25 protein-coding genes are annotated in these 25169 nt (G+C 60.0%); 10 read left to right on the top strand and 15 right to left on the bottom strand.

The features are described from left to right. Positions 1–58 precede the first annotated feature (58 nt). The 6 genes from KSS91_RS18200 to KSS91_RS18175 all read right to left on the bottom strand — a co-directional run bounded on the left by KSS91_RS18200 (position 59) and on the right by KSS91_RS18175 (position 8040). Positions 59–349: a DUF7693 family protein gene (locus KSS91_RS18200; protein WP_225923699.1), complete on the bottom strand. Its 291-nt coding sequence runs from the start codon at positions 347–349 to the stop codon at positions 59–61. A gap of 218 nt (positions 350–567) precedes the next feature. Then, positions 568–2121 carry an amino acid permease gene (locus tag KSS91_RS18195; protein ID WP_217835665.1) on the bottom strand — a complete coding sequence of 518 codons (1554 nt, stop codon included), beginning with the start codon at positions 2119–2121 and terminating at the stop codon, positions 568–570. A 91-nt stretch (positions 2122–2212) separates the two neighbouring features. Next, positions 2213–3373, bottom strand: coding sequence for an iron-containing alcohol dehydrogenase (locus KSS91_RS18190; protein WP_217835664.1), 1161 nt, complete (start codon positions 3371–3373; stop codon positions 2213–2215). Positions 3374–3376: 3 nt separating this feature from the next. Beyond that, positions 3377–4768, bottom strand: a complete 1392-nt coding sequence (locus KSS91_RS18185; protein WP_217835663.1) for an aldehyde dehydrogenase family protein — start codon at positions 4766–4768, stop codon at positions 3377–3379. Positions 4769–4775: 7 nt separating this feature from the next. Next, a complete protein-coding gene (locus KSS91_RS18180) occupies positions 4776–6149 on the bottom strand; it encodes a glutamine synthetase family protein (RefSeq protein WP_126046330.1) in 1374 nt (457 codons plus the stop codon). Between the two features lie 301 nt (positions 6150–6450). Further along, positions 6451–8040 carry a winged helix-turn-helix domain-containing tetratricopeptide repeat protein gene (locus KSS91_RS18175; protein WP_217835662.1) on the bottom strand — a complete coding sequence of 530 codons (1590 nt, stop codon included), beginning with the start codon at positions 8038–8040 and terminating at the stop codon, positions 6451–6453. 227 nt (positions 8041–8267) lie between these two features. Here KSS91_RS18175 and KSS91_RS18170 point away from each other — a divergent pair, with 227 nt between their 5' ends. The 4 genes from KSS91_RS18170 (at position 8268) to KSS91_RS18155 (ending at position 12223) form a co-directional block, all read left to right on the top strand. Then, on the top strand, positions 8268–9020 hold the full coding sequence (locus KSS91_RS18170) for an SDR family oxidoreductase (RefSeq protein ID WP_217838442.1): 753 nt from the start codon (positions 8268–8270) through the stop codon (positions 9018–9020). A gap of 43 nt (positions 9021–9063) precedes the next feature. Next, positions 9064–9477, top strand: a complete 414-nt coding sequence (locus KSS91_RS18165; RefSeq protein ID WP_217835661.1) for a cupin domain-containing protein — start codon at positions 9064–9066, stop codon at positions 9475–9477. Positions 9478–9572: 95 nt separating this feature from the next. Then, positions 9573–10658, top strand: a complete 1086-nt coding sequence (locus tag KSS91_RS18160; RefSeq protein ID WP_217835660.1) for an HlyD family secretion protein — start codon at positions 9573–9575, stop codon at positions 10656–10658. Then, entirely contained in the window at positions 10655–12223 is a 1569-nt protein-coding gene (locus KSS91_RS18155; protein WP_217835659.1) for a DHA2 family efflux MFS transporter permease subunit, read from the top strand. Before KSS91_RS18160 ends, KSS91_RS18155 begins: the two co-directional genes overlap by 4 nt. 147 nt (positions 12224–12370) lie before the next feature. On the opposite strand, the gene KSS91_RS18150 is transcribed toward KSS91_RS18155, so the two are convergent. From KSS91_RS18150 to KSS91_RS18125, 7 genes are all read right to left on the bottom strand, one after another. Next, positions 12371–13114, bottom strand: coding sequence for a hypothetical protein (locus KSS91_RS18150; RefSeq protein ID WP_217835658.1), 744 nt, complete (start codon positions 13112–13114; stop codon positions 12371–12373). Between the two features lie 306 nt (positions 13115–13420). Continuing rightward, positions 13421–13744 (bottom strand): hypothetical protein, encoded by a 324-nt coding sequence (locus tag KSS91_RS18145; RefSeq protein ID WP_217835657.1) that lies wholly within the window; start codon positions 13742–13744, stop codon positions 13421–13423. A 236-nt stretch (positions 13745–13980) separates the two neighbouring features. Next, the gene (locus KSS91_RS18140; RefSeq protein WP_217835656.1) at positions 13981–14673 is read right to left on the bottom strand and encodes an RES family NAD+ phosphorylase; all 693 of its coding nucleotides are present in this window, start codon (positions 14671–14673) and stop codon (positions 13981–13983) included. Continuing rightward, a complete protein-coding gene (locus KSS91_RS18135) occupies positions 14667–15071 on the bottom strand; it encodes an antitoxin Xre-like helix-turn-helix domain-containing protein (protein ID WP_095966432.1) in 405 nt (134 codons plus the stop codon). The genes KSS91_RS18140 and KSS91_RS18135 overlap by 7 nt, the downstream gene beginning before the upstream one ends. Positions 15072–15168: 97 nt before the next feature. Next, on the bottom strand, positions 15169–16665 hold the full coding sequence (locus KSS91_RS28585) for a methyl-accepting chemotaxis protein (protein ID WP_217835655.1): 1497 nt from the start codon (positions 16663–16665) through the stop codon (positions 15169–15171). A 320-nt stretch (positions 16666–16985) separates the two neighbouring features. Then, a complete protein-coding gene (locus KSS91_RS28505) occupies positions 16986–17120 on the bottom strand; it encodes a hypothetical protein (protein ID WP_263986894.1) in 135 nt (44 codons plus the stop codon). Between the two features lie 164 nt (positions 17121–17284). Further along, a complete protein-coding gene (locus KSS91_RS18125) occupies positions 17285–17482 on the bottom strand; it encodes a hypothetical protein (RefSeq protein ID WP_217838483.1) in 198 nt (65 codons plus the stop codon). 224 nt (positions 17483–17706) lie between these two features. Between KSS91_RS18125 and KSS91_RS18120 the strand changes: the two genes are divergently transcribed. Together KSS91_RS18120 and KSS91_RS18115 are read left to right on the top strand one after the other, a co-directional pair. Then, positions 17707–19482: an S-type pyocin domain-containing protein gene (locus KSS91_RS18120; RefSeq protein WP_217835654.1), complete on the top strand. Its 1776-nt coding sequence runs from the start codon at positions 17707–17709 to the stop codon at positions 19480–19482. After that, positions 19482–19754 (top strand): hypothetical protein, encoded by a 273-nt coding sequence (locus KSS91_RS18115; RefSeq protein WP_126046319.1) that lies wholly within the window; start codon positions 19482–19484, stop codon positions 19752–19754. Before KSS91_RS18120 ends, KSS91_RS18115 begins: the two co-directional genes overlap by 1 nt. Before the next feature lie 254 nt (positions 19755–20008). Here KSS91_RS18115 and KSS91_RS18110 read toward each other — a convergent pair whose 3' ends face one another. After that, on the bottom strand, positions 20009–20281 hold the full coding sequence (locus KSS91_RS18110) for a hypothetical protein (RefSeq protein ID WP_095946406.1): 273 nt from the start codon (positions 20279–20281) through the stop codon (positions 20009–20011). Positions 20282–20578: 297 nt separating this feature from the next. On the opposite strand from KSS91_RS18110, the gene KSS91_RS18105 reads away from it, so the two are divergent. The 4 genes from KSS91_RS18105 to KSS91_RS18090 all read left to right on the top strand — a co-directional run bounded on the left by KSS91_RS18105 (position 20579) and on the right by KSS91_RS18090 (position 24448). Then, positions 20579–21937 carry an MATE family efflux transporter gene (locus tag KSS91_RS18105; protein ID WP_217835653.1) on the top strand — a complete coding sequence of 453 codons (1359 nt, stop codon included), beginning with the start codon at positions 20579–20581 and terminating at the stop codon, positions 21935–21937. Between the two features lie 202 nt (positions 21938–22139). Then, positions 22140–22811, top strand: coding sequence for a phosphoribosyltransferase (locus KSS91_RS18100; protein ID WP_217835652.1), 672 nt, complete (start codon positions 22140–22142; stop codon positions 22809–22811). A gap of 137 nt (positions 22812–22948) precedes the next feature. Further along, the gene (locus tag KSS91_RS18095) at positions 22949–23518 is read left to right on the top strand and encodes a YceI family protein (RefSeq protein WP_217835651.1); all 570 of its coding nucleotides are present in this window, start codon (positions 22949–22951) and stop codon (positions 23516–23518) included. A gap of 207 nt (positions 23519–23725) precedes the next feature. Beyond that, entirely contained in the window at positions 23726–24448 is a 723-nt protein-coding gene (locus KSS91_RS18090; RefSeq protein WP_217835650.1) for a GNAT family N-acetyltransferase, read from the top strand. A gap of 152 nt (positions 24449–24600) precedes the next feature. Here KSS91_RS18090 and KSS91_RS18085 read toward each other — a convergent pair whose 3' ends face one another. After that, complete coding sequence (locus KSS91_RS18085; protein WP_015094470.1) at positions 24601–25041, bottom strand: hotdog fold domain-containing protein; 441 nt, start codon at positions 25039–25041, stop codon at positions 24601–24603. Positions 25042–25169: the final 128 nt, after the last annotated feature.

Here is a 25169-nt window from a genome sequence, read left to right as displayed (position 1 = left end):
AAATCATTCCGGCTTGTGTATCACAAGTGCGGCCAGGGAACGACAGGTTGCGAATGATTCAGGCCAGCAACCGCTCAATCTGCGCCAGCTCCCAAGTGCTGAGCAAACTCACCGGGTCGGTGCCGAAGCGCTGCCCGCTGTCGAACGCATACTCGCGGCCATCGGGGCATTGGCCGTGCAGGCAGTGGCGCAAGTGGCCGGTGTCGACGTCGAGCAACAGGCGCCAGCCGTCGATGTCGACCTGTACAAGGTTCGACGTGCAGTATTCATCGATACGCTGGAAGGTGCGAATACCCTGGGCGGCATCGCGCAACGGCTGGTAAACCTCGCGGGCGGTGAGGGCGGGCACAGGTGTCTCCGGGATGAAATCGGGGGGCACAGGATAAATCATCGCCATACAAAAAAGCCTGGCAGAGGTGGCTAATGCCAGTCAGCCAAGCGTTGGAACACCACAAACCCTGTGGGAGCGAGCTTGCTCGCGATAAGGCCGGCACATCCAGCATCCATGGCGCCTGACACGCCGCCATCGCGAGCAAGCTCGCTCCCACAGGTTACTCATTGCTCGCTCTATTTCCGGTTCAACGCCGCTTCCGCCGCAGCGATTTCAGCCTGGCGCTTGACGATCATGTCGCCCACCGGTGGCCCCTGGAAGCGTCGGGCTTCAAAACCGAACCAGACGATGGCGGTCAGGACCAGGAAGCCGATGGTGATGTACAGCGCCCAATCGTTCGGTGGCTGGATGCCGATGACGAAAATGATGATCATCGACAGGATCGAGAGGGTGGCGAACACCGAGTACCAGAATCGCCCCATGTTCCATGGCCCCATGGTCGGCCACTTCGACGTCCCGTAGGTGAACAGGCCGAGCACGATGGGGATGGCGAAGGAGAAAAACAGGAAGATCACCGTGCAGGACACCACGATTGTGTAGACCGGCGTTGCCCCGACCGAGATCACCGACGAGCCCCAGTCGAACAGTACGGCAAGGGTGGCACCGGTCCAGATGGCCGCCACCGGGCTGCGAAAGGTCGGCGAGACGGAGGACAGGGCTTTGGAGCAGGGCAGGCCGCCGTCCCGGGAGAAGGCGAAGATCATGCGTGAAACCGAGGTAACGGTGGCCAGCCCGCAGAGTACCTGCGAGATGAAAATTGCCACGAAAAGCACCAGTTTCAAGGTCGGGTTGACCTGGGTGTTCATGGCCCAGAAAAACACGTTCCAGCCTTGCTTGGCCGCTTCGTCCATGCTCGGCAGCATCAGCACGAACGCACTGAGCATCAGCCAGCCGAACAGCAACGACCAGACCACCGACATGACCATGCCACGGGGCACCGACATGGCCGCGTTGCGGGTTTCCTCGGAGGTATGCGCCGAGGCGTCATAGCCGGTGATGGTGTAGATCGGCAACAGCAGGCCGAGCATGAAAACCCAGCCGTTGGAGACCTGCGGCCAGACGCTGCCGCCCGCTTCGCCGGAATAGTTGCCGAAGGTCCACAGCCGTGCGAATTCGTAGCTGGGTGCCGAGATCAGGCAGACGATGGTCAGCGCCAGCGCCGTGGCGAAGATCAGGTAGCCGGAGAAGTCGGTGAGCTTGGCCGTCAGGCCGATACCCAAGTGGTTGCACAAGGCCTGCAGGCCCGTGAGGATTGCCAGGAAAATCACTCTGACCGTGGTCGTGTCCTCCATGCCCAGTGCCGGTCCGAAGGCACCGAAAAAGAAGTAATAGGTGCCGACGTTGATCGCGCCCAGCACCGTGACCAGCCCCAGCAGGTTGAACCACGCGGTCAGCCAGCCAGTGAAGCGGTTACCGAGGATCGAGCCCCAGTGGTAGAGGCCGCCGGCGGTGGGGTAGGCCGAGGAAATCTGCGCCATGGCCATGGCGAATACCCCGGAGATCAGGCAGCCGATCGGCCAGCCGATCCCGATGGATATGCCACCGGCGCCCGAGGTGCCCTGGGCCAGTGAGTTGATGCCGCCGGAAAGGATGCAGATGATCGAAAAGGAAATGGCGAAGTTGGAGAAAACACCCATTCGTCGTGAGAGTTGCTGGGCGTAGCCCATGCTGTGCAGCACCTTGACGTCATCGTCGTGTGTGTCGGTGCCCGGCTGGCTTGTTGGGTTCATTGTTGTGTGCCCCTTTTCAGGTTTTGGACAGGCCGAACTGAGCCGCCGTAGGCTCGACCTTGGTTTTCTGTAGGAGCGAGCAGGCTCGCTCCTACAGACGGCCGTGAAGTGCCGCGTCGAAAATCTTTGCCACACCGTCCCGGGTCAAGGGCAGCGGGTTGCCACCTGCCGAGGGGTCGACAATCGCCATGTCCGCGATCAGGTCCGCCTGCCGGTCATCCACGCCCAGTTCAACCAGCGTATGGGGCACGCCGATGTCCTTGCGCAGCTTGAGGACGAAGGCCAGGAAACTGTCGAACCCCGGCGAGGGCAGGCGCAGGTACGCCGCCAGGCGGGTGATGCGCTCCTCGATGGCCGTGCGATTGAATTGCAGCACATAGGGCATGAAGGTGGCGTTGGTCATGCCGTGATGGGTGTCGTACAGCGCACCCACCGGATGGGAAAGCGCATGCATCCCGCCCAGGCCTTTCTGGAATGCCGTGGCGCCCATGGCCGCCGCCGCGAGCATTTGTGCGCGCGCCTCGAGGTCCGACGGCGTGTGTACGGCTTTCACCAGGGCGTTGGCCACCAGGCGCATGCCTTCCACCGCAATGCCATCGGCCAGGGGATGAAAACCGGGGGCGCAGTACGCTTCCAGGCAATGCGATAACGCGTCCATGCCCGTGCCGGCGGTGACCTTGGCGGGCATGCCGACGGTGAGGGCCGGGTCACTGATGACCACGCGCGGCATCATTTTCGGGTGGAAGATGATGCGTTTGGTGTGGGTGCGCTCGTCGATGATCACCGCCGCACGCCCGACTTCCGAGCCGGTCCCCGCCGTGGTCGGCACGGCAATGACCGGGGCGATGCGGCTGTCGTCGGCGCGGGTCCAGTAGTCGCCGATGTCTTCGAAGTCCCAGACCGGGCGCGTCTGGCCGCTCATGAAGGCAATCAGCTTGCCCATGTCCAGGCCACTGCCGCCGCCGAAGGCGATCACACCGTCATGTTTGCCGGCACGCCAGGCGTCGAGCCCGCCGGCCAGGTTGGCTTCGACCGGATTGGGCTTGAGGTCACAGAACAACGCGACGCCCAGGCCGGCGGTGCGTAGCGCGTCCAGTGCCGCCGTGGTGATCGGCGCACGGGCCAGGCCGCTGTCGGTGACCAGCAAGGGGCGCTCGATACCCTGGCTGCGACAGACGTCGGCCAGCTCGGCGATGCGCCCGACGCCGAACCGAACGCTCGTGGGGTAGTTCCAGTTTCCTGTCAGGTTCATGGTCTACACCTCGTGACGCAGATGAAAGGATTTGGCCCGGGTCAGGTGCTCGTAGCCCAGTGGCGACAGGGTGACGCCGCGCCCGCTGTTCTTCACGCCGGTCCAGGCCAGCGCCGGGTCCAGGTAATCGCAGCGGTTCATGAACAGCGTGCCTGTGGCGATCTGGTTGCCCAGGCGTTCGGCCGCTGCGAGGTCCCGGGTCCAGATGGACGCGCTGAGCCCGAACTCACTGTCGTTCATCAAGGCAAGGGCCTCGTCATCGCTGGCCACCGGCATGATGCCGACCACCGGGCCAAAGCTCTCATCGCGCATGACCGACATTTGATGGCTGACATCGACCAGCACCTGCGGCGCGAGGTAGGCACTGCCCGGCACGTCGGCGGGAAAGGCCTGCGGATCGATCAGCGCCGTCGCGCCCTGGGCCAACGCTTCGGCGATCTGGCCACGAACGAAAAACGCGGCACCCGGTGTCACCATCGGACCGAGGGTGGTGGCTTCGTCCAGCGGGTTGCCCAGCACGTACTGGCGGGTCAGTTCGGCGAAGCGCTCGACAAATACCGGGAAGATTTTCTGGTCGACGTAGATGCGTTCCACGGCGCAGCAACTCTGCCCGGAATTGAAGAAACTGCCGTCCACCAGGTTTTCCACCGCATGCTCGAGGTTGGCGTCAGCCCGCACGTAGGCCGGATCCTTGCCGCCGAGCTCCAGGCCCACGCCGATGAAGCGTCCCGTGGCGGCGCTTTCCATGGCCTTGCCGGCATCGACTGAACCGGTGAAGTTGACCTGCTGTACTCGACCCGAATCAATGATCGCGGCGGTCTGCCGATGATCGAGCAGCAGATTGTGGAACAGGCCGTCCGGCAGATGGGCGCGGCGCATGGCCTCGGCGAAACGCTCGCCCACCAGCAGCGTCTGCGACGCATGCTTGAGGATCACGCTGTTGCCGGCCATCAACGCCGGGATGATCGTGTTAACCGCCGTCAAATAGGGGTAGTTCCACGGCGCGACCACCAGCACCGTGCCCAGCGGCTCGCGTTTGATGTAGCGTCGAAAACCCGCCACAGGCTCCGGCTCTATATCGGCCAGCGCTTGCGGCGCGATGGCGATCATGTGCCGGGCGCGTTCGGCAAATCCGCGCAGTTCGCTGGCGCCATAGCGCACCGGGCGCCCCATCTGCCAGGCCAGTTCCGGCACGATGTCCGCCTGCATCGACAACATCGCGTCCACTGCGGCACTGCAAAATGCTGCGCGTTCGCTCAGTGAGCGGCGTTGCCATGCCGCCTGTGCGCTGGCAGCGGCGGTCAGCGCCTGCTCGACCTGCACCGCATCGGCCATCTCTCGTTCGACGTACACCCGGCCATCGACCGGGGAGATCAATTGCACCTTCGCAGTCATGATGTTCTCAATAGCGCTCGAAGCCGCGCTGCAGTTCCCAGTCGGTGATTCGCCGGTCGTACTCTTTCTGTTCCCACTCGGCGGTGTGCACGTAATGGTCGACCACCTCATCGCCGAACGCCTCGCGCAACATGCCGGAGGCCTTGAGGGCGGCGCTCGCCTCGCGCAGGGTCTTGGACACTTCCGGCAAATGCTCGTCCTGGTAGGCATCCCCTTCGAATGGCGGGATGAGATCGAGCTTTTCGTCGATGCCGGCCAGGCCCGCCGCGATCAACGCGGCGAAGGCCAGATAGGGGTTGAGGTCGGCGCCGCCGATGCGGCATTCGATGCGGATGGACTTGCTGCCTTCGGCACACAAGCGAAAGCCCGCGGTGCGATTGTCGCGGCTCCACACCGCCCGCGTCGGCGCAAAGGTGCCGGCCTGGAAGCGCTTGTAGGAGTTGATGTAGGGCGCGAGAAAGCAGGTGATGTCGTTGGCGTACTTGAGCTGCCCGGCGACCCAGGCACGCATCAGTTTCGACATGCCGAATTCGGCTTTCGCGTCGAAGAACAGCGGCTTTTTCGCGTTCTTGTCCCACAACGAATTATGGATGTGACTGCTGGAACCGGCGGCGTCGTAGCGCCACTTGGCCATGAAGGTGATCGCCTTGCCCTGCAACTGCGCGATCTCTTTGCAGGCGTGCTTGATGATGACGTGGTGGTCGGCCATGGTCATGGCATCGGCGTAGCGGATGTTGATCTCTTCCTGGCCCGGGCCCCATTCGCCCTTGGAGTTTTCCACGGGAATGCCCGAGGCCTGCAGATGCTTGCGAATCGCCCGCAGCACCGGCTCCTCGCGGGTGGTCTGGAGGATGTTGTAGTCCTCGATGTAATGGCCGGCGGTTTTTGGCTTGTGATAGTTGCGCTTGTGGATCGCCTCGTAACTCTCATCGAACAGATAGAACTCGAGTTCCGAGGCAAACATGCCGGTATAGCCACGCTCGCGCAGACGCTCGACCTGCTTTTTCAGAATCGCCCGCGGGCTGTGGGGCAGGTCCTGGCGATGGTGATGATCGAGCACGTCGCACAGCACCAGCGCCGTGCATTCCAGCCAGGGCACGCGCCGCAGGGTGGACATGTCGGGCTTGAGCACAAAATCGCCGTAGCCCTTGCTCCAACTGGCCGCGGCGTAACCCGGCACGGGCTCCATGTCGATGTCGTCGGCCAACAGGTAGTTGCAGCAATGGGTTTCTTCGTGGCCGCTGTCGATGAAAAACTCGACCTGGAAGCGCTTGCCGACCAGGCGTCCCTGCATGTCGACCATGCAGACCAGCACGGTATCGATTTCTCCGGCGGCAGCGGCGCGTTTGAGTGCATCAAAGCTGAGGAGGGGCTCGGTCATCACGGCAATCCTGCGTGAAAGGTTTTGGCCAGTCTGAGATCGCTGTTGCAGACGCTCTCCAGAAACACCCAAAACCTGCAGAACCGAGCATCATGAGCAACGAGTTGCTCAAAGCTTAGCCTACCGTAGCAATGTGCAACTATTGCCAGGTAAAAGCCATCGCACGACCTGGCCCCTGGTCCCCTGTAGGAGCGAGCTTGCTCGCGATGGACTTCAGGACACCGCGTTTAATCAGAAGACCCGCGTCATCGTTGACGACCATCGCGAGCAGGCTCGCTCCTACAGGTCAGGGGTGTCTCCTTTACTCCGGCAATCCCGCCAGTCGTAGTCCATCGACGAAACGGGCGAAATCCTCAGGCCGTTGAATGGGCAGCCAGTCCTTGAGGGTGCACAGGCGCAAAGAGGGATCCAGCGCTTGCAGGCGTTGCATCGCCAGATTCGCTTTGTCCATTCGACCGCCGAGCGCATGACTGGCCGCCACCAGTGCCGCGGCGACCAGCAGGCTGGGCAGGTTACCCAGAGCCTTGTCCGCCCAGGCCGCAGCGGCATCGAAGTGCCCGGCGAAGAAATGCGCCAGCGCCATGCCGACCTGCATCCTGAACATTTCCGGGTCCAGCGGGCTCAAGCGAACGGCATGGTTCAGATGCTCGATGGCCGCGTCCGTTTCACCGCGCAGCGCCCGCAGGATACCGCCCAGAAACCAGGCGGGGGCGAGGTTGGGGTTGAGCAGGCGCGCCCGGTCGAGCAGGGCAATGCCGCCGTCGACTTCGCCGGCGAGATGGGCCAGCGCATGTCCGCCCCGGGTCAATGCGACGGCATCATCGCGGCCCAGGGCCACCGCCAGCCGCGCCAACCGTATGCCCTCGGCGATTTCTGCAGGTCGATCGACCATCCAGCCATTGAGCTTGCGCCAGAAGTGGCACCAGGCAGCCATGCCATAGGCTGAGGCAAATTCTCCATCGAGTTCGATGGCCTGGTAGAACATCGGCAGCGCCTGCTCGATGGCTTCCCGGCTGCCGCTGTGCAGTTTGGCCATGGCCCGCAGGTAGTAGTCGTAGGCGTCCAGGCTTTCCGTCGGCTTGCGCTTGGCGCGTTCGATTTCTGCCCGCTCCAGTTGCGGCGCGATCGCGCCCACGACGCTCTCGGTGATTTGGTCCTGCAGCTCGAAGATATCGTCAAGCAGGCCTTCGAAGCGCTCGGCCCAGATGTGCGTGCCGCTTGTCGCGTCGATCAGTTGCCCGGTAATGCGCAGCTTGTTCCCGCTCTTGCGCACACTGCCTTCGAGCACATAGCGAACGCCCAGCGCCTGGCCAACGCCCCGGGCGTCCACGGTCTGGCCCTTGTAGGTGAAGCTCGAATTGCGCGCGATGACGAACAGCCAGCGAAGACGCGACAGGGCGGCGATGATGTCCTCCACGACACCGTCGGCGAAGTATTCCTGCTCCGGATCACCGCTCAGGTTCTGGAAGGGCAGGACGGTGATCGAGGGTTTGTCCGGCAGGACCAGCGCAGGGGAGGGGGTTGGCTTCGGGGCGGCGGTCGGGCGTTCATCGTCTTCGGGTTGTCGCGCTTGCCCGCTCAAGTCGCCGTTGATCTGGCCAACGAAGCGGTAGCCTTTGCGGGCGACGGTGCGTACCAGGCGCTGCTCCTCACCGGTATCGCCGATGGCCTTGCGCACGGCATTGATGTGGCTGGTGATCGTCGATTCCGAAACGATCCGGTCGCCCCACACCGCCTTGAGCAATTCGTCCTTGCTGACGACGCGGTCGGGATTGTTGACGAACAGCAGCAACAGGTCGAAAACCTGCGGTCCGACGGCCACGACTTGCCCGCGCAGGGTCAGCTCCCGGCGTTCCTGATCGAGTACGTAATCTTCAAAACTGAATGGCAAGACGGGCATCCCCAGGCGGCTGGTTGTGACTGAAAATGATGATACGGCAGCTCGACAGCCGCTGCACCGTCAGCGGCAAGGGGGGCTGGACGACCGTCAGTTGCCTTGGACAAAAATCCAAGCGCTCGCCAAGGCAAACCCAAGCCCGGCGCAAGGACTTGCCTTGCCCGTGCAGGCAATCTCTCTACACCGACGCAATGGTTGCAGTCGACAAGTGGAGAACAGTCATGAAGATCGTCGTCATCGGAGGCTCCGGCCTCATCGGATCGAAACTTGTGAACACCCTTCGCGAGCGCGGCCATGATGCGCTCGCCGCCAGCCCCAGCACGGGCGTGAACAGCATCACCCGCGAAGGCCTGGCCGAAGCGATGGATGGTGCTGACGTGGTGGTCGACGTGGCGAACGCGCCGTCGTGGGAGGACCAGGCCGTTCTCGATTTCTTCCAGACCTCCAGTCGTAACCTGCTGGCCGCCGAAGCCGCCGCCGGGGTTCGTCATCACGTGGCCCTGTCGATTGTCGGCAGCGAACGGCTTCCCGATACCGGTTACTTCCGGGCCAAGGTCGCGCAGGAGGCCCTTATCAAGGCGTCTGGCATTCCCTACACCATTGTGCGTGCCACGCAGTTCTCCGAGTTTGCCGCCGGCATTGTCCAGTCGTTCACCGTCGGCGATGAGATTCATGCTTCGCCGGCGCTGATCCAGCCGATTGCGTCCGACGACGTGGTAGCGGCGCTGGCCGATGTCGTCCTGGCAGCACCGCTCAATGGCACGGTTGAAGTGGGCGGCCCGGAAACCATGCCGATCGACGAACTGGCCAGGCGCTATCTGCGGGCGACCCAGGACAACCGCAAGGTCGTGCCGGATGTACATGCCCGTTACTTCGGCGCCGTGCTCGACGATCAATCGCTGGTCACCGGCAAGAACGCACGCCTGGGGGCGATTCGCTTCGACGACTGGCTGGCCCGGTCGACAGCGCAGTAACGGATCTCACCTCTCATTTCCCTATGCATCCAGGAGACATCCCATGGTTACCCGATTGCTAATGGCCGCTGTGTTCGCAGCGCTCTCGATCAGCACCGCCTCGGCCGCCGAGCCGCCCCCCGGCAAGGTGACGGTGGTGTTCGATCGTCCCATTCCCAATATCCCCGGCAAGAGTATGAGGGGTGTGGTCGTCGAGTATGGGCCAGGTGCCGCGTCACCGGCCCACACCCATCCGAAAACGGCTTTCATCTATGCGACGGTGCTGGAAGGTTCGTTTCGCATCCACGTCAAAGGCCAGCCGGAACATATCTACAAGGTCGGCGAAAACTTCGTAGAGGAGCCGGGTTCCGTGCACCTGGTCAGCGCCAACGCCAGTGACACCCAACCGGCACGCCTGTTGGCGGTGTTCGTCCTCGACACCGAGGAAAAGGTGCTCGTCACACCGATCAAGCAGTGAGCCGATCAACCCGCTCATGAAGGCTCGACAGCCGGGCGGCAGACCCTGCCGCCCCATGGCTGCAGGGTTCTTGGCACTGAACAGGACATGAAAAAATGAACTCGCTCCAGGACAAGGCCACCATTGCCACCGCAACGCCGGTGGTCGTGGTGCGGCGCAGCCAGCGCAAGACCATCGGCCTGTTGCTGTGTGTCGCGGCGGTGGTGGTCGTGGCGGCTTGGGGCGTCATGGCGTATTCCAGTGGCGTGACCTCGACCGACAACGCCTATGTCCGCGGGGATGTCACCTCGCTGGCCGCCAAGGTCGCCGGCTATGTCACGGCGCTCGAGGTCAAGGACAACCAGGCCGTGCGCGCGGGTGATGTGCTGTTCCGTATCGATGACCGCGACTATCGCGCCAGACTTGCGCAAGCCGAGGCCAATGTCAGCGCCGCCCGGGCGAACCTGACCCATGTCGATGCGCAGATCCGGCTTCAGCATGCGCTGATCAGGCAGGCCGAAGCACAAAGACGCTCGGCCACCGCCGACATGAGTCTGGCGGCCAAGACTCACGACCGCAGTCGCAAACTGATCGTCAGCAACGCCGTGAGCCAGGCACTGGTCGATGAAACCGGCACGGCACAATCCAGAGCCGTGGCGTCGGTATCGGCCGCTTCGGCAACGGTCGAGGCCCAACAGCAACGCATCACTGTGTTTGTGGCGCAAAGGGAGGCGGCGATGGCAGCGGTGGCTCAGGCTGAAGCGGCCCGTGATCTCGCCAGAATCGATCTCGATCACACCGTGGTGCATGCGCCGGTGGATGGCGTGGTCGGCAATCGTCAGGTTCGCCTCGGCCGCTTCGTCACGCCGGGTGTCGCTCTGCTCGATATCGTGCCGGTCAACGATGTGTGGGTCGTGGCCAATTTCAAGGAAACCCAGCTCGAACAGATTCGCCCCGGTCAGCCCGTGCGCGTCACGGTCGATGGCTATCCCAATGCGGCACTGGCCGGCGTGGTCGACAGCTTTGCACCGGGCAGTGGCTCGGCCTTCAGCCTGCTGCCGCCCGACAATGCCACCGGGAACTTCGTACGTGTCGTACAGCGCGTTCCGGTGAAGATCCGCCTGGCTGACAATCCGCTACCGGGGCGCATCGTGCCGGGGCTGTCCGCGCGGGTAGAGGTTACGCAAGGGGCCGGCTCATGAGTCGCGCCAGGCCGACGACCGGCGTGCTGCTGATCGCGGGCATCGTCCTGGCCGCGTTGACCGAGGCGATCGCCAGCACCGTGCTCGCCCTCGGACGCAGCGACATCATCGGCGACACCCATGCCACACCTGACGAGTTTGCCTGGCTGGATGTCGGCTACATCGCCCTCAAGCTGATCGGGTTCATGCTCGCCCCTTGGCTGATGCAGCGCTTTTCTCCACGCAACGTGCTCATCGGCGCCACCCTGGTCATGGGCATGGCGTGCTGCGTGGCTGCCGTCAGCGCCTGGCTGGAGCTGCTGATCGCACTGCGCATCCTGCAAGGCTTCGCCGGCGGTGCTTTGCTGGTGGCGGGCCAGGCGATCATCTTTCGCGGTTATCCGCGGGCCCTTCAGCCGATCCTGCAAGCCCTGTTCGCCATGGCGGCCGTGGTTGCGTCCGCGACCCTCGCACCGGCCCTGCAAGGGTGGTTGATCGACAGCCAGTCCTGGGCCTGGATTTTCTTCAGCGTGGTGCCGCTGGCATTGGCAGCGACCGGCCTCTTGCTCATCGCCGACCACTCCATGCCCGCCAGGGGCCGGAAACCTTCGTTTGACTGGCTCGGGTTCTCATTGCTCTCTGCGGCTCTGTTCTGTTTCACCTACGTGCTTAGCCAGGGCAGCCGCTGGGACTGGTTCGAGGAGCCGCGCATCCTGCTGCTGACGGTGCTAGGTACCGCCGCACTGCTGGGCTTTCTCGGCCAACAGGTCCTGGCCGACGGCCAGGGGCTGCTTGACTTAAGCCTGTTCAAATCGAGCGATTTCACCTTTGCCTTTATCGTCAGTTTCGTCGCCGGTGCCGCGCTGTTCGGCAGCGCCTACCTGATCCCGGCGTTCGCCCTGTCGGTACTCGCCTTCACACCGACCGATGCCGGGTTGCTTCTATTGCCCAGCGGCGGTTTTTTTGTCGGGTCGCTGCTCATCGCCGCCTGGTTGTTCCAGGTCCGCCGCGTGCCGCCGGTGGCCACCGTGCCCTTGGGCATCTTGCTGATCATGGCGGCGATGTGGATGCTGTCCGGCTCCACCAGCGAAAGCGGCAGCGATGACATGATGGCGGCCATCCTGCTGCGCGGCCTGGGCCTGGGCTTCCTGTTTCTGTCGATCACACTGATTGCCTTCACCCACCTCAACAGCCGCAACCTGGCCAGCGGCATCGGCCTGTTCAACACAGGACGTCAGCTGGGTGGCCTGATCGGCGTCGCCGGGCTGCAGACCTTGATCGAGCATCACGCAGTCACTAACGGCGCGGTCCTCGGCACCCACGTCACTGCGGGTGGGCACGCGCTCATCGAGCGGCTGACGAGCACAACCGCGATGCTGGCGGGGAAGGGCATGGACCCGGTGACCGCCGGCGGGGCAGCCACCAGCCTGCTGGGCAAGGCTGTGTCTGGTCAAGCCACGGTGATTGCGTTCGACACGGCGTTCTTCGCCGTGGCCCTGCTGTTCGTCTTTGCCGCGCCCCTGCTGGTTGGCATCAAGATTGGCCTGGCGCGCTATGCGAAAGCGCAGGAACAACGGACGAATTGATCACCCGCACGAAAAAGCCCGGCGGTTGAGGCCGGGCTTTTCGTTGAGTCCTGCGGTAATGCACTGCATTCAGACAGCGCGGCTTTCGATCAGACGATCCGAGCCGCCTTCAGCGACTACAGGTTGAGCAGAAGTTGCAGTCGAGCGTTACAACACCTTCAGAACCAGAGGCAAGGAGTCGAAAATATACTCTTCCGGGTTGTCACTAAAGGAGCTGACACGAACTTCTCCGCCTGTCTCTATGAGTTTCAGTACTTCAGGTACTACGACCGTCTTCTCGTCACTTTCCGGATTCCATCTCTCAAGATAAAGGATTCGGCCATCCCGACCGTAGCTCGTCCAGGTGCAGTTAATTGTCAACTTGGGACTGAGTAGAATGGTCAATCCATCGGGGTAATCATGCTGCGAGTTCAGATTTCCATCTTTGGCTTCGGGAGCCTTTGGGGCGGGGATCACGGAACCCGTTAACTTGACGGATGTGACGATGGTTGATTCGGAAGGCCGCGGGGGGCCACCAGCGGCGGGGAAGACCTTATACGTGACCTGAAACCTTCCGAGATTATTGATGAAATAGCACACAAAACTCTTCGGCACTGTGATGTCGATAAAGGATTCAGGATCGCTGACTTTCAGTTCGGTTGAGTATTTTTTCACTATTTCGGTTGAAGTGTTCTCCCAGGTCAGTTTTATGCGGTCGCCGCGCGCCATGCCTGGATAGACCGCCAGTCGAGTAATCGCCCCCGACTCTTCGATCTCGCCTTCATAAAGAATGGTGGTACGTTCATCCCGCTCCATCACCATTGGTGCAGGCAGGAGTTCGACGCTGCCCGTGCGGGATCTATCGTTTTCGAGTTTGGACTTGAGAATCGCATCGTTTTGAAATTCGTTCACGGCGGAAACTCCAAAGAGAAGATTTGATTGCTTCAATTCATCGCAAGGAGTGGAGCAAGTCCCCTCTGTAGACGACAGGTTCATTAGGGGGCACAAGTGGGGGCGTGACAACTGTAACAAATGACAGGTCGTGGCGAAAAACGGGTACCGTTTGTCGCGTGAATATACCTTTGATCCTGAATGAAAGAAGAGCAGGCACTACAGGGGGGGCGCTGAAGTAGTTGGGACTGATTTATTCTATGCGCACGAAAAAGCCCGGCGGTTAAGGCCGGGCTTTTCGTTGAGAACTGCGGTAAAGCCCTGCATTCAGACAGCGCGGCTTTCGATCAGACGGTCGGAGCCACCTTCGGCAACACGGTTTTGCAGGAGCTTGTCGGAACCGCCTTCGGCGACGCGGTTTTGCAGGAGCTTGTCGGAACCGCCTTCGGCAACACGTTTTTCCAGCAGGCGATCCGAACCACCTTCGGCCACACGATTCTCGAGCAGGCGATCAGAACCACCTTCAGCCACACGGCTTTCAATCAGACGATCCGAGCCGCCTTCAGCGACCACAGGTTGAGCAGAGTTTGCGGCGAAAGCGTTAACTGCGAAAACCGAGAAAGCGATGCTGAGGAGGGTCTGGCGTTTCATGATGGTGTGCTCCGGGGTGCTTATGGGTTGGTATGGAGCAGATGTTACGCCGGGGATTTTTTAAGAGAACTTCATTGAACTGATGGTGACTATCGATGCGGTCAATGGATCGCAGATCCATGTGGGAGCGAGCTTGCTCGCGATGGCAGTTTCACATTCAACATCTGTGTCGATTGACACACAGCAATCGCGAGCAAGCTCGCTCCCACAGGTTTTCATGTGCCTGACAACGGGGCTCAAGCCTCGCTGATCTGGCTGACGCTGGTGATCTGCCCATTCCACACCATCTCGTAATGCGCCGTCTGCACAATCGAAGAGACCGGCCTCGGTGTCATCAACGCCCAGCAATGACTGCCCGGCATGCGCACCGAGTGATAACGCAAACCGGGACAACCGGCGTCCCGCACCGCCCGCCCCAGCACGCGGGAATGGCTGTAATCGTCCGACGCATACACCGGATCGGTCAGCGGCAGGGCGGTGGCGTCCTTCATCCCGCCATCGCCAAAGGCACAGGCCAACCCGCGAAACACAAACCGCTCATAGTTCAGGCTCGGCACCTTCGACCAATACAGAGCCTGGTGATGCCGCACTTCGGCCAGCGCCGCTTCCATCGAATCCGCCAGGTACAACACCCCGAAACTGCCGTCACTGAAGCGCGACCCCGCCGGATTCACATGGGTAAACGGCGCGATGGCGTAAGAGCACCCGGCAATCCCGAACGGGATCTCGCTGCGCGCAATCAACTCAAGCTGACCCACTTCATTCTTCAACCGCGGATTGGTCAGCGCCTGAATCTCGAACAGCACCTCAAACTCATCCGCGTCCGCGACGTCATCAAACAACGCTATGGGCGGAAACTTCGAATTGACCAGGCGATAAGCCTGCAACGACTGACCGGCAAACACCGCCAGCTCACTCGCCATCACCATTGCGCACCCCGCAACATGTCGATGCGGCGGAAGGTTTCATACAGCGCAATCATGTCGCCCTGGGCCATGATCTCCAACGGGCTGCGGCCATTGAAAAACTCATTGTCATTGGCCATCGAGGCAAAGCCGTACACGTTGTCCGGGTTGTCGAACACCAGGCGCAACGTCGCATGAATGTTCAGCACAAAACTGATGCGCTGCATCTGGTCCGCATCCAGCGCCACAGCCCACTCCACATCGCGCTGCCGCGCCCGGGTGTAGGTGCTGCGGGAAATGCGCAGGATGCGACAGGCCTGGTCACTGGTGGCTTGCCACTTTTCCAGAATGCTCACCGCGGCGCGCAAGCCGGTGACGCATTGGTTCTTGCTGAAGGATTGGGGTTGCAGGGGGACGGCCATGATCAGTACCTATCTTGAGTCCATAGACTCAAAGATAGGTATTAAGAATCTGTAGAGCAAGTCGGTTCGACCAGCGGACAACCTCCCGCGTCGAGCATCACTGATGAAACGTGCGCCCCAACGCATCCAGCCGAGTCGCAATAGGCGGCAAGCGCCGACTGCTCGACGCCAGCGTCTGCACATCATCCGCCGTGTTCTGCGCGATGCTCTGCACCGATTGCAAGCGCCCGACAATCTCGACACTCGCCGTGGATTGTTCGCGGGTCGTCGTGAAAATTCGCCCATTGAGTTCATCGATCTGCGAGATGTCGCTGCCGACCGCCTGCAACATCGCTGCCGCCAACTGACTGTCCTCGACGCAGCGCTCCACACCTTCGCGACTGTCCTGCATGGCCTCCACGGCTTTGCGGCTGCCTTGCTGCAAGGCCTCGATAATGGTCCGGATTTCCTTGGTGGACACCGCCGTGCGCTGCGCCAGGCTGCGCACTTCATCGGCCACCACGGCAAAGCCTCGGCCTTGCTCGCCGGCACGTGCCGCTTCAATCGCCGCGTTGAGCGCCAGCAAGTTGGTCTGCTCGGCAATGCTGCTGATCACCTCCAGCACCGTACCGATTTGCTGCGCCTGCCCGGCCAGCACCTGCACGGTCTGGTTGGTGCCTTCCAGACGCGAAGCCAGCTGGGTGATTTCCTGCCGCGCGCGGTTCACGCTTTCCTGCCCGCGGGTGATCTGCACACTGGCCTGGCCGGCATGTGCAACGGCATGCTCGACCTGCACCACGATGTGCTCCATCGCATCGCCCATGCGCTGCATCGACCCGGTCATCTGCGCGATTTCCGTCAACTGATGTTTGGCGCCTTTCTCCAGCGTGTTGCTGGCCTTGGCCAACTCCTGGCCCAACTGACCCAAGCCGTTGGAGTCACGCACCACCCCGTCCACCAATGCGGTGATTTGCATCAGGAACTGATCGAACCGCTGCGCCAGCGACACATGCACCCGCGCCTTGTCACCCTGACCGGGATCGGTTGTCAGCTGCGAAGTAGCGGCGAGCATCTTGTCCAGCATGTCCTGGCTCTCCACCGCATCGGCCTGGCTGTGCACCGCCAGATAGAGCAGCGCGACCGTTTCCATCAGCACATAAAAGGCGTGAACGAACACCATCGTCCAGCCACCGTGATGCGCCATCACGAACACCGGAAACCCCTGATGCTGCAACACATGAAACACCACGTGATGCAGCGCAATCGTCACCGCCGCCACCAGAATCGGCAGCCAGTCCCGATAAAACGTCAACACCGCCAACAACGCAAAAATCCCGAAGTGCGACTCAATGACCCCCTCGGCCTGATTGATGTGCAACGCCGCCATCACCATCAAGCCTGTGCCGAGCAAACAGCGCATCAACCGAGAACCGCCGATGGTGCGATACACCAGCGTCAGCAACACGCTGGTACCGCCACCCACCAGCAGCGCCTGCTTGAAGGTGTCGTGCCAGAACGCCAGGCCCACCGCGAAAGCGAACATCAACCAGATCAGGCCCAGCATGATGCGGTCGGCTTTGCGGTAGTGGTCGAGGAAACGAGGGGGGAAGGGCATGTACGCTTACTCCATGTAATCGAACCGGGAAGAAGCAGGGGGTGGACTGATACCGGAAGACAAGCCTGACACCGACCCTGTGGCGAGGGAGCAAGCTCCCTCGCCACAGGATTTTTATCGCTTGAGCCATTGAGGCAAATCGATTGCCGGCATGCACGAGGTGCATTTGAGAAACCGTGTGGAGCGTAGCCCTTGGCCATCATTCTTGGCCGGAACGACGTCGCTTGTGGAAAACAATGTCCGATATAGAGGCAAGTAATGCTGAAGTGACGGGGTGTACGACAGGCTCCATTGCAAAGCCTGTCGTACACCCGAGGCAATTACGACTTCTTCAGCGGATAGTTACCGCGCAAGCCACCGGACTTGTTGCCGGTTTTGCTCGGCAGGTTCGGCACCAACGGACGGGATCTGGGTTGGGGGTTGGAGCGACTTTGGGGTTGAGGTTGCTTGCTCATTGTTCGCCTCCTGATATTCAGGGTTTCGCGAAGTGGTTTACTCGTGAAGTTTAGCTAATTGACTGTGGGCAGGGGCGTTTGGCACTTGGGGGGGAGTGATCAGAACCGTCTTCACGCAGCGCAAACAAAAAGGGCGCCTGATTAGATCTGGCGCCCGTTTTCGCTTACTCCGCTGCTTGTGCTCGCAGGCGTCTGCCAATCACATCCATCAAGTCACAACCATCGCGCAACGGAATGACCAGCAGCTTGGAAAAGTCTTCCAGCACCACCGTGTCGCAACCGAGTTCGAATCGGTAGACAAAGCTCTCCAGCACCTGCGTAACCGTTCGAACACGATATTCGCCATTTTTAAAGGGCTTCATAAAAATAAATCAGTTCTTTTATTTTAGTAGTCCATATATGGCAGATTGAATTCGACAGCTTTTGCTGTGAGTGATTTTCTGGAAAGTCGCAGAGGTTGTTTGGATCTGATGTAACCTTTCGTGCGCGACGTATGTAGTAAATGTTGATGCGTTGAAGTTGCTAGGTGATTGCGGCATAACTGTTGTTCTGTCTATGGAATTAATATTGTTGCATGGAGTGCTATATGCAAAAAGCAGTTAATCATAATTCACCCTTAATAACGTCAGGGTCTCTGCCGGTTAAAGTTGCGGAAGCCTCAGTTTTTCCTTCAAGCTTCGATAGTATTTTGTTTTGGGATAAGACTGTCCCGGCGGTTACTACGCCGTATAGCATTGAGAGCGTCAAAAATACCCGAAACGAATACCAACAATTAGTGGAGATGTTGCTTTCGGTGTACGATCAGATAAAGGATGTTTTTTCGGGTGGAGCCCCGAATATTCGAGGTTATCTAGAGAAATGCATAGCCGCAGCCATTGAGTCCCAAGAGTTAAATGCGTTGGAAGCTGCCTTAAAAAAGAAAGTGGTCATCGTTGAGCTTTTGCAAAGGGTCGAAATGCACGGGAGTTGGGGCGATGCAATATTACATATTGGCGTGGACGCATTGTCACTAGGCAGAGAAACAATTGCCGAGAATTTTGCAGGTGATGTGGAGTCAGAAAAAGATGATGATGAAGTACGACTAAGTTTTTATGAAGAATTCCTGTTATCACTAACTGCCGCCTACGTTAAACGAATTCTAATCGAGGCCGTTCGCATTTTGGAGGACGCTTCCGCAACTGCAGACGCTGAAATCCATCGCGCCTTGGCAAGGGGTGAAGTCGCTTATACCTACAGGCTACACATTGGTAATGACATAGAGGCGGGAACTGTGGCGGGTGCCATTGCCATCCATTTCGCCGAAGGTTGGCCCTTCGAGGCAGTGATCCATAAAGGCATTAAGTTGTTGGCAGGGTTGGGGGAAGCACTTATCAGTCCGGCCACTGCTGTTGGGATAGGGGCCTTGCTCTATTCACCTGCTCTTGCTAACGGCGAACGCTTTCCTCAAACAGTACTCACACTACCCGGTAGCACTTTTTTGCCAAAGCTGCCGCCAAACCTGAGTGAAATCGCCGCTGCCGAAGGAACCATTGACCTTCCTTATCGGATTGTTGGCGACCTTAACCAATACTCACTTGTTGCAACCCCGGTTGGAGGGAGTGTCTCGGCAAAAGTGCCAGTGCGAGCATTGGTGTTCGATCCAACGACCAGCAGCTACAGTTTCACGTCAAACGATACGCCGCCCAATATCCTCAGTTTTCCCATTATTCACTTGGGAAGCAATTCGACAACTTCGCCTGCCCGACCTGCGCAAGTACCGACGTACACTGGAGTGACGCTGTCGCCATTGCTTGTGCAGCCTGAAACCTTTCCCGCGTTCGAATTGCCTGATTTCAGGGATTGCATTTACTGCTTTCCGATCGAAAGCGGTCTGCCGCCAATCTACGTTGTTTTTAATAGTCCTTATGAAGGAGCAACCACAAGGGGGAAATACAGCGGTCGACTTTTCAATCCCGCCAAAGCCGGAGGCCCAATCCTCGATCTCGATTGGACAAGTGCTACCGTGACCCAAGCGGGTATTGACCTGGTCAAATTGCATACGGGACGCTTCATGCCTTCGGATGCCAATGCCATCATGATTGAGCGCTTGGAAAAAATTCTGTTGGGTAAATTGGTGGTCACAGAAGTGGATAAACGCTTCTATACTCATGAAATCAGAGAGCTGGAACGTTTCAGAGCATTAGGTGTGGTAGACGGTGTAGAACCGAATGACGAGGGCGTTATTTGGAATAATACACATGCCGCGACGCTGGAGGATTACAAAGTCAAGGATGCTTTTGAACTGCTCTATACACCTGATGCTATAGAAGCGCATCGAAAGCAAAGTGAGCGAGAGTACAAGGAACTTGGAGGGGTAAAATAATGAGCGTCATTGCAACCATCGTACTTAACGAAAAGCCTGAAGAGGTAATTCTATTTCTTACAAAAAATAAACTAGGCATCTCCCTTCCGCGGCTTGATGGTCTTTATAATCTGGCTAACTGGGCGCATGTGGAGAACAACATAGGGCTATTGAACCTTGTCCATAAAATGTGTGATGCCGGGTTTATCAAATATAGTGGGTGCGGAGTTGTGAGAGGACCCAACTGGAGAGAACCGGCATTCATGCTCGAAGGCAAATATACCTTTGATTGACAGCACCAAGTGCCTGAACGCAGGTGCCAGAGAAGGGTGACAGTAGCCATCATTTCGTGGCCGTCCGGTTCCCTTGTCCAGTCGTTTGAATCATCGAAGGTTTCCCAGGTTGAGCCGCTACCCAGCGGCTCTTCTCTTTGTTACGGGCATATTGAGTATCTTCGCCTGATTGGTTTTTCGCGGCCTCGAATCAAGCTGATGGGTAATCCCTTTCTGGAGTAGCAATAAAACGGGCGCGAGAGCACCCGTTTTTTTTACTCCGCCGCCTGCGCCCGCAGCCGCCGACCAATCACATCCATCAAATCACAGCCATCCCTCAACGGAATGACCAGCAGCTTGGAAAAGTCCTCCAGCACCACCGTGTCGCATCCGAGCTCGGAACGGTAGGCGATGTTTTCCAGCACCTGTGTAACCGTCCGAATCCGGTAATCGGCCATGGCTTGCAGGACGTCGAGTGGGGCTTGGGTGTCGATGAGCAGGGAGGCCGGAACCAGGTCGATTCCGGTGAGGGGCATGTATCGATTCATTTTGAATGATCTCTGTTTGATGGGCTCAAGGCCGTCAGTTGGTCATTCTCTGTGTTCAGGTCGCCAAACCCGGCCGCCATTCTGGGGCGACGGCGCCGACTATAAGCCTCACGAGATCAGCGCGGGAAGGTGAGGCATTCCGAGCTTTGTGTAGGACCTTTGAGGATGAAACTTCAGACCTTTCACCTCAGGTCGCTGGAAATCCAGACACAGACCTGAGATGGTCATCGCCCCTTGGTTTCAGCCACCCACGCTATTCTTAATCATCGCTACTGCCGTCGAGATGGATCTTCGCCCATGCAAACCCCCAACCCCCAACGCCCCCTCTGGAAAACCTACCTGTTTTTCCTCGCCCCGATGGTCCTGTCGAACTTCCTGCAATCCATGTCCGGCACGGTCAACAGCATCTACATCGGCCAGATGCTTGGCACCCAGGCGCTGGCGGCGGTGTCGGGGATGTTCCCCATCGTGTTTTTCTTCATCGCCCTGGTGATCGGCCTCGGTGCCGGCGCGGGGGTGTTGATCGGGCAGGCGTGGGGGGCGCGGGAGACGCATCTGGTGAAGGCGATCGCCGGGGCAACCTTGTTGCTGGGGGTGTTGATCGGGTTGACGGCGGCGGTGGTGGGCAGTGTGTTTGCGCGCTCGGCGTTGGTGGGGTTGGGGACGCCGGCGGATGTGCTGGACGATGCGGTGGCGTATGCCCATGTGATGTTGTGGATCATGCCGTCGCTGTTGGTGTTTGTGCTGTTCACGCAGTTGCTGCGCGGGGTGAGCGATACCTTGTCGCCGTTGTTGGCGCTGGTGGTGTCGACCATGGTCGGGTTGGCGCTGACGCCGGCGTTGATTCGCGGGTGGATTGGCTTGCCGCCGATGGGGATTCAGAGTGCGGCGTTTGCCGGGTTGGTGGGTAACCTGGTGGCGATGGGGTTGCTGGCGTGGCGGCTGATTGGCAAGGGCCATCCGCTGGCGCCGGACCGTGAGTTTTTTGCGGCGATGAAGCTGGACATGGCGATTCTCGGCAAGGTGCTGCGCATCGGTTTGCCCACCGGGTTGCAGATGGTGGTGTTGTCGCTGTCGGAGCTGGTGATTCTGGCGCTGGTGAACCAGCACGGTTCCCAGGCGACGGCGGCCTATGGCGCGGTGACGCAGATCGTCAATTACGTGCAGTTCCCGGCGTTGTCGATTGCGATTACCGCGTCGATCCTCGGGGCGCAGGCGATTGAAGCGGGGCGCATCGAGCGCATGGGGCCGATTCTGCGCACGGGGTTGATGATCAATGTGTGCCTGACCGGTGGTCTGGTGGTGCTCGGGTACTTGCTGTCGCATTGGCTGCTGGCCTCGTTTCTCACGGAAGAAGCGACGCGGAGCATGGCTCAGCACCTGTTGCACATCATGCTCTGGAGCCTGTTGGTGTTCGGTTTCCAGGCGATCATCGGCGGCATCATGCGCGCCAGCGGCACGGTGATGGTGCCGGTGGCGATTTCCATTGTCTGCGTGGTGGGGGTGCAGTTGCCGGCGGCGTATCTGCTGGATGCGAAGTTCGGGCTGCAGGGGGTGTGGATGGCGTTTCCGGTGGCGTATCTGGGGATGCTGGTGTTGCAGACGCTGTATTACAAACGGGTGTGGCAGCATCAGAAGATTGAGCGGTTGGTTTAGTTGGTTTAGTTGGTTTTTTGATTGCCTGTTCGCGGTTGTGGTGGTTCAGTGGTGTAGATGTTGACTGTGCTGACGCTTTCGCGGGCAAGCCCGCTCCCACAGGGACGGTGGTGTTTGTAGTCTTGTGTACACTGAAAATCAGGAACCTCATCAGTGGGCGCAGGACTCACCGACAGGCGCAATCGCCTGGGGAGGTTTTCACATGAGCCCCTTGTCCCATTCCATCCTGCAAGACCGGCCAGCGGCCGGGCGGCGTTTGATCGAGCCGCTGCTGCCTTACGCCAATCGCCCTGATGTCATCGTTCTGGCCTTGCCCCGTGGTGGCGTGCCGGTGGCTTATGAGGTGGCCACGGCGCTGAAGGTTCGCCTGGACCTGATGCTGGTGCGCAAGCTCGGCGTGCCATCCCACCCGGAGTACGCCATGGGTGCGATTGCCAGCGGTGGCATCCGGATTCGTAATGAAGAGGCGCTGCGGGTGCACCCGATTGACCGTGCGGCGTTCGATGCCGTGGTCGAACGGGAAAGCCGCGAGTTGCTGCGCCGCGAGCAGGTCTACCGCGGCACGCGGCCGCCGGTGCAGCTCAAGGATCAGGTGGCGATCCTGATCGACGACGGCCTGGCCACCGGCGCTTCGATGCGGGCGGCGATCCAGGCGCTGGGGCTGCAGGAACCTGCGCGCATCGTGGTGGCGGTGCCGGTGGCACCGATCGAGACGGTGGAGGCGCTGCGCCGCGAGGTGGATGAACTGGTTTGCCCGCTGATGCCCGAGTGGTTCACTTCGATTGGCCATTGGTACATGGACTTTTCCCAGACTTCGGATGCCGAGGTGATCGAACTGTTGCGGCGGGCGTGGCAACGCGAGGCGTGCGGGTAGCGCTGGCGGTCATCGGCAGGTGGTCGCAATTGAACGGCCGAGGTGGAATAAACGCCGGTTGTTTGCTTTAGTCCATCTGGTGCCGGCCTTTGTGTACGGCACGCCAACTCAAGACGGGAGTCCTCCCGGAGAGTGCCATGAAGCTTCGATCCGCGCGTTGCATCGCTCTGGCCGGCACGTTGGTGTTCGGCCTGGCGCCGTTCGCTGACGCCGTTGAATACAAGGAGGTCAACGCCAAGGCCAGTACCTTGAGTTTCACCTATCAGCAGATGGGTTCTAGAACCTACGGCACCTTCGGCAAGTTCAAGGCCAACCTCGACTTCGACACCGATAACCCGGGCGCCGCCCATGCCGCACTGACCATCGACCTGAGCAGCATCGACGCCGGCAGCGACGACGCCAACACCGAGCTGCAAAAACCGGCGTGGTTCGATACCGCGACTTACCCGGTGGCGACGTTCGAATCGACGTCCATCAAGGCGTTGGGCAATAACCGCTACAAATTCACCGGCAAACTGTCCCTGCGCGGGCTCACCCGGGAAGTGAGTGTGCCGGTGCTGCTGAAGTCGGAGAGTTCCATCGGCATCTTCGATGGCCAACTGGTGCTCAAGCGTGACGACTTCAAGATAGGCGAGGGCGAGTGGGCGGACAGTATGGTGTCCAATGAGATCAATATCCGCTTTCGGATGGTGGCGCCACAGCGGTGACGGGAGGTTACCTTCGCAGGCTTGCTCGGGTAGAAGCAGGAGACATCCTTTACGTTTTAAACCGGAGACAGCGTTTACAGGTATGAAATACGGTCAGGAGGTGCTTGACATCCCAGCGCAGCAACATGGACGTGTTTTCGTGCTCGGACCGCAAGTGTCAGGCGCGTTATGATAGGCGGCCCATGCCTCCCGGAGCCTGTCACCGCAATGCCCCTGATCAGCCACTTCAAGACCCCGTGCCCCGAGCACATCAATAGCCAGATCCTGCAGATGGTGGTCGACAACCTGACCGACATCAGTATGGTCGCGATCCCGCCCAGCAACCTGCTGTACAACCTCTATCAATACGCGATCGGCTATGAGGTGCACCTGTACCTGGAGGCGCTGAACGGTGAAAAAGGCATTGCCGTGGAGTTGATCGTTGCCACGGACGAAGACGATCCGCAAAAGGTGCTCGGCTTTTTGCTGTACCTGCCGGTGCAGGACGACCCCGAAGCCTGTGGCGTGGCGTACATGGCTGTACAGGCCGAGTATCGGCGCCAGGGTGTGGCACGACGGATGCTGCGGGAAATGGTCGGCCGCTATCCCCATGCCGAGCTGACCTGCGCGGTGGCCAAGGTGCCGTATTTCGAGGCGATGGGTTTTCAGGTGGTGGGCGTGCGTGCGACCCAGGTGTTGATGAATACCCGCGACCACAGTACCGGTGGCTTGATGGCGCTGCTGGACGTGGCGTCGATCTACAGCTCGCTGGAAGTGCGGCAGATTCATACCTATCTGCTGCAAAAACACGGCAAGCGGGCCATGACCGACGCGGAAAAACAGCGCGACCGGCATCTGGACCAGTTGACGCGCAAGGCCAATGAGTGTGTGCGCGAGCGTTTGGGGGATGAGGCAGTGCCGGCGTCTGGCCCCCGGTTGCGCCTGGTCTGACCGCATTCAACTAAACACCACAATTTCCCTGTGGGAGCGGGCTTGCTCGCGAAAGCGGTGTGTCAGCCAACATTTATGGCAACTGACACGACGCCTTCGCGAGCAAGCCCGCTCCCACAGGGACCGAGTTTTCCGCGAGAGGCGGTCAGCGTTTAGGCCAGCTTCACATTCATGGTAATCCGCGCCGTGAACACCTTCTTGCCCTCGGCATCGTGAATGTCCACCGGCACGATCTTGTCGCCTTCGCAGGTCCAGTCCACTGCATCTCCTTCGGCTACCGCCGTCACATCACTCTTTGCCTTGGCCAGGTATTCGACGCTCATACCCTTGGGAATCCAGCGGGCGCCGGCGGGAATGGAAACGTCGGTCATCATCCCGGCGGCCAGCTCGGCGGCGTTGCACATCGCTATCGCATGCACCGAACCCAAATGATTGGTGATTTCCCGGGCAAACGGCACGTGCACGGTGGCCGAGCCTTTGCGCAAATCCTGGACCAGCGGGTTGATGGTGGAGAAGTAGGGCGCCACCTGGCAGGCCAATTTGCTGAACGCTTCTGGCCCTGCGCTGTTGAACATGCTGAGGAACTGACTCATTTTTTTGCCTCTTGAGGATGATGGTTTACAGAGCAAGTTTCCGTGACAGAATAATGTTCTGTAGCGGAACAGTATTCTGTTGAAAGGAAATCTGTCAACCTAGCACCACTTGTTCGCTGGCAACCGCC

This window comes from Pseudomonas azerbaijanorientalis (genome assembly GCF_019139795.1).
Classification (GTDB): domain Bacteria; phylum Pseudomonadota; class Gammaproteobacteria; order Pseudomonadales; family Pseudomonadaceae; genus Aquipseudomonas; species Aquipseudomonas laurylsulfatiphila.
The sequence above is the reverse complement of the archived record's forward strand: the minus strand, read 5'-3'. Positions and strand labels throughout refer to the sequence as shown.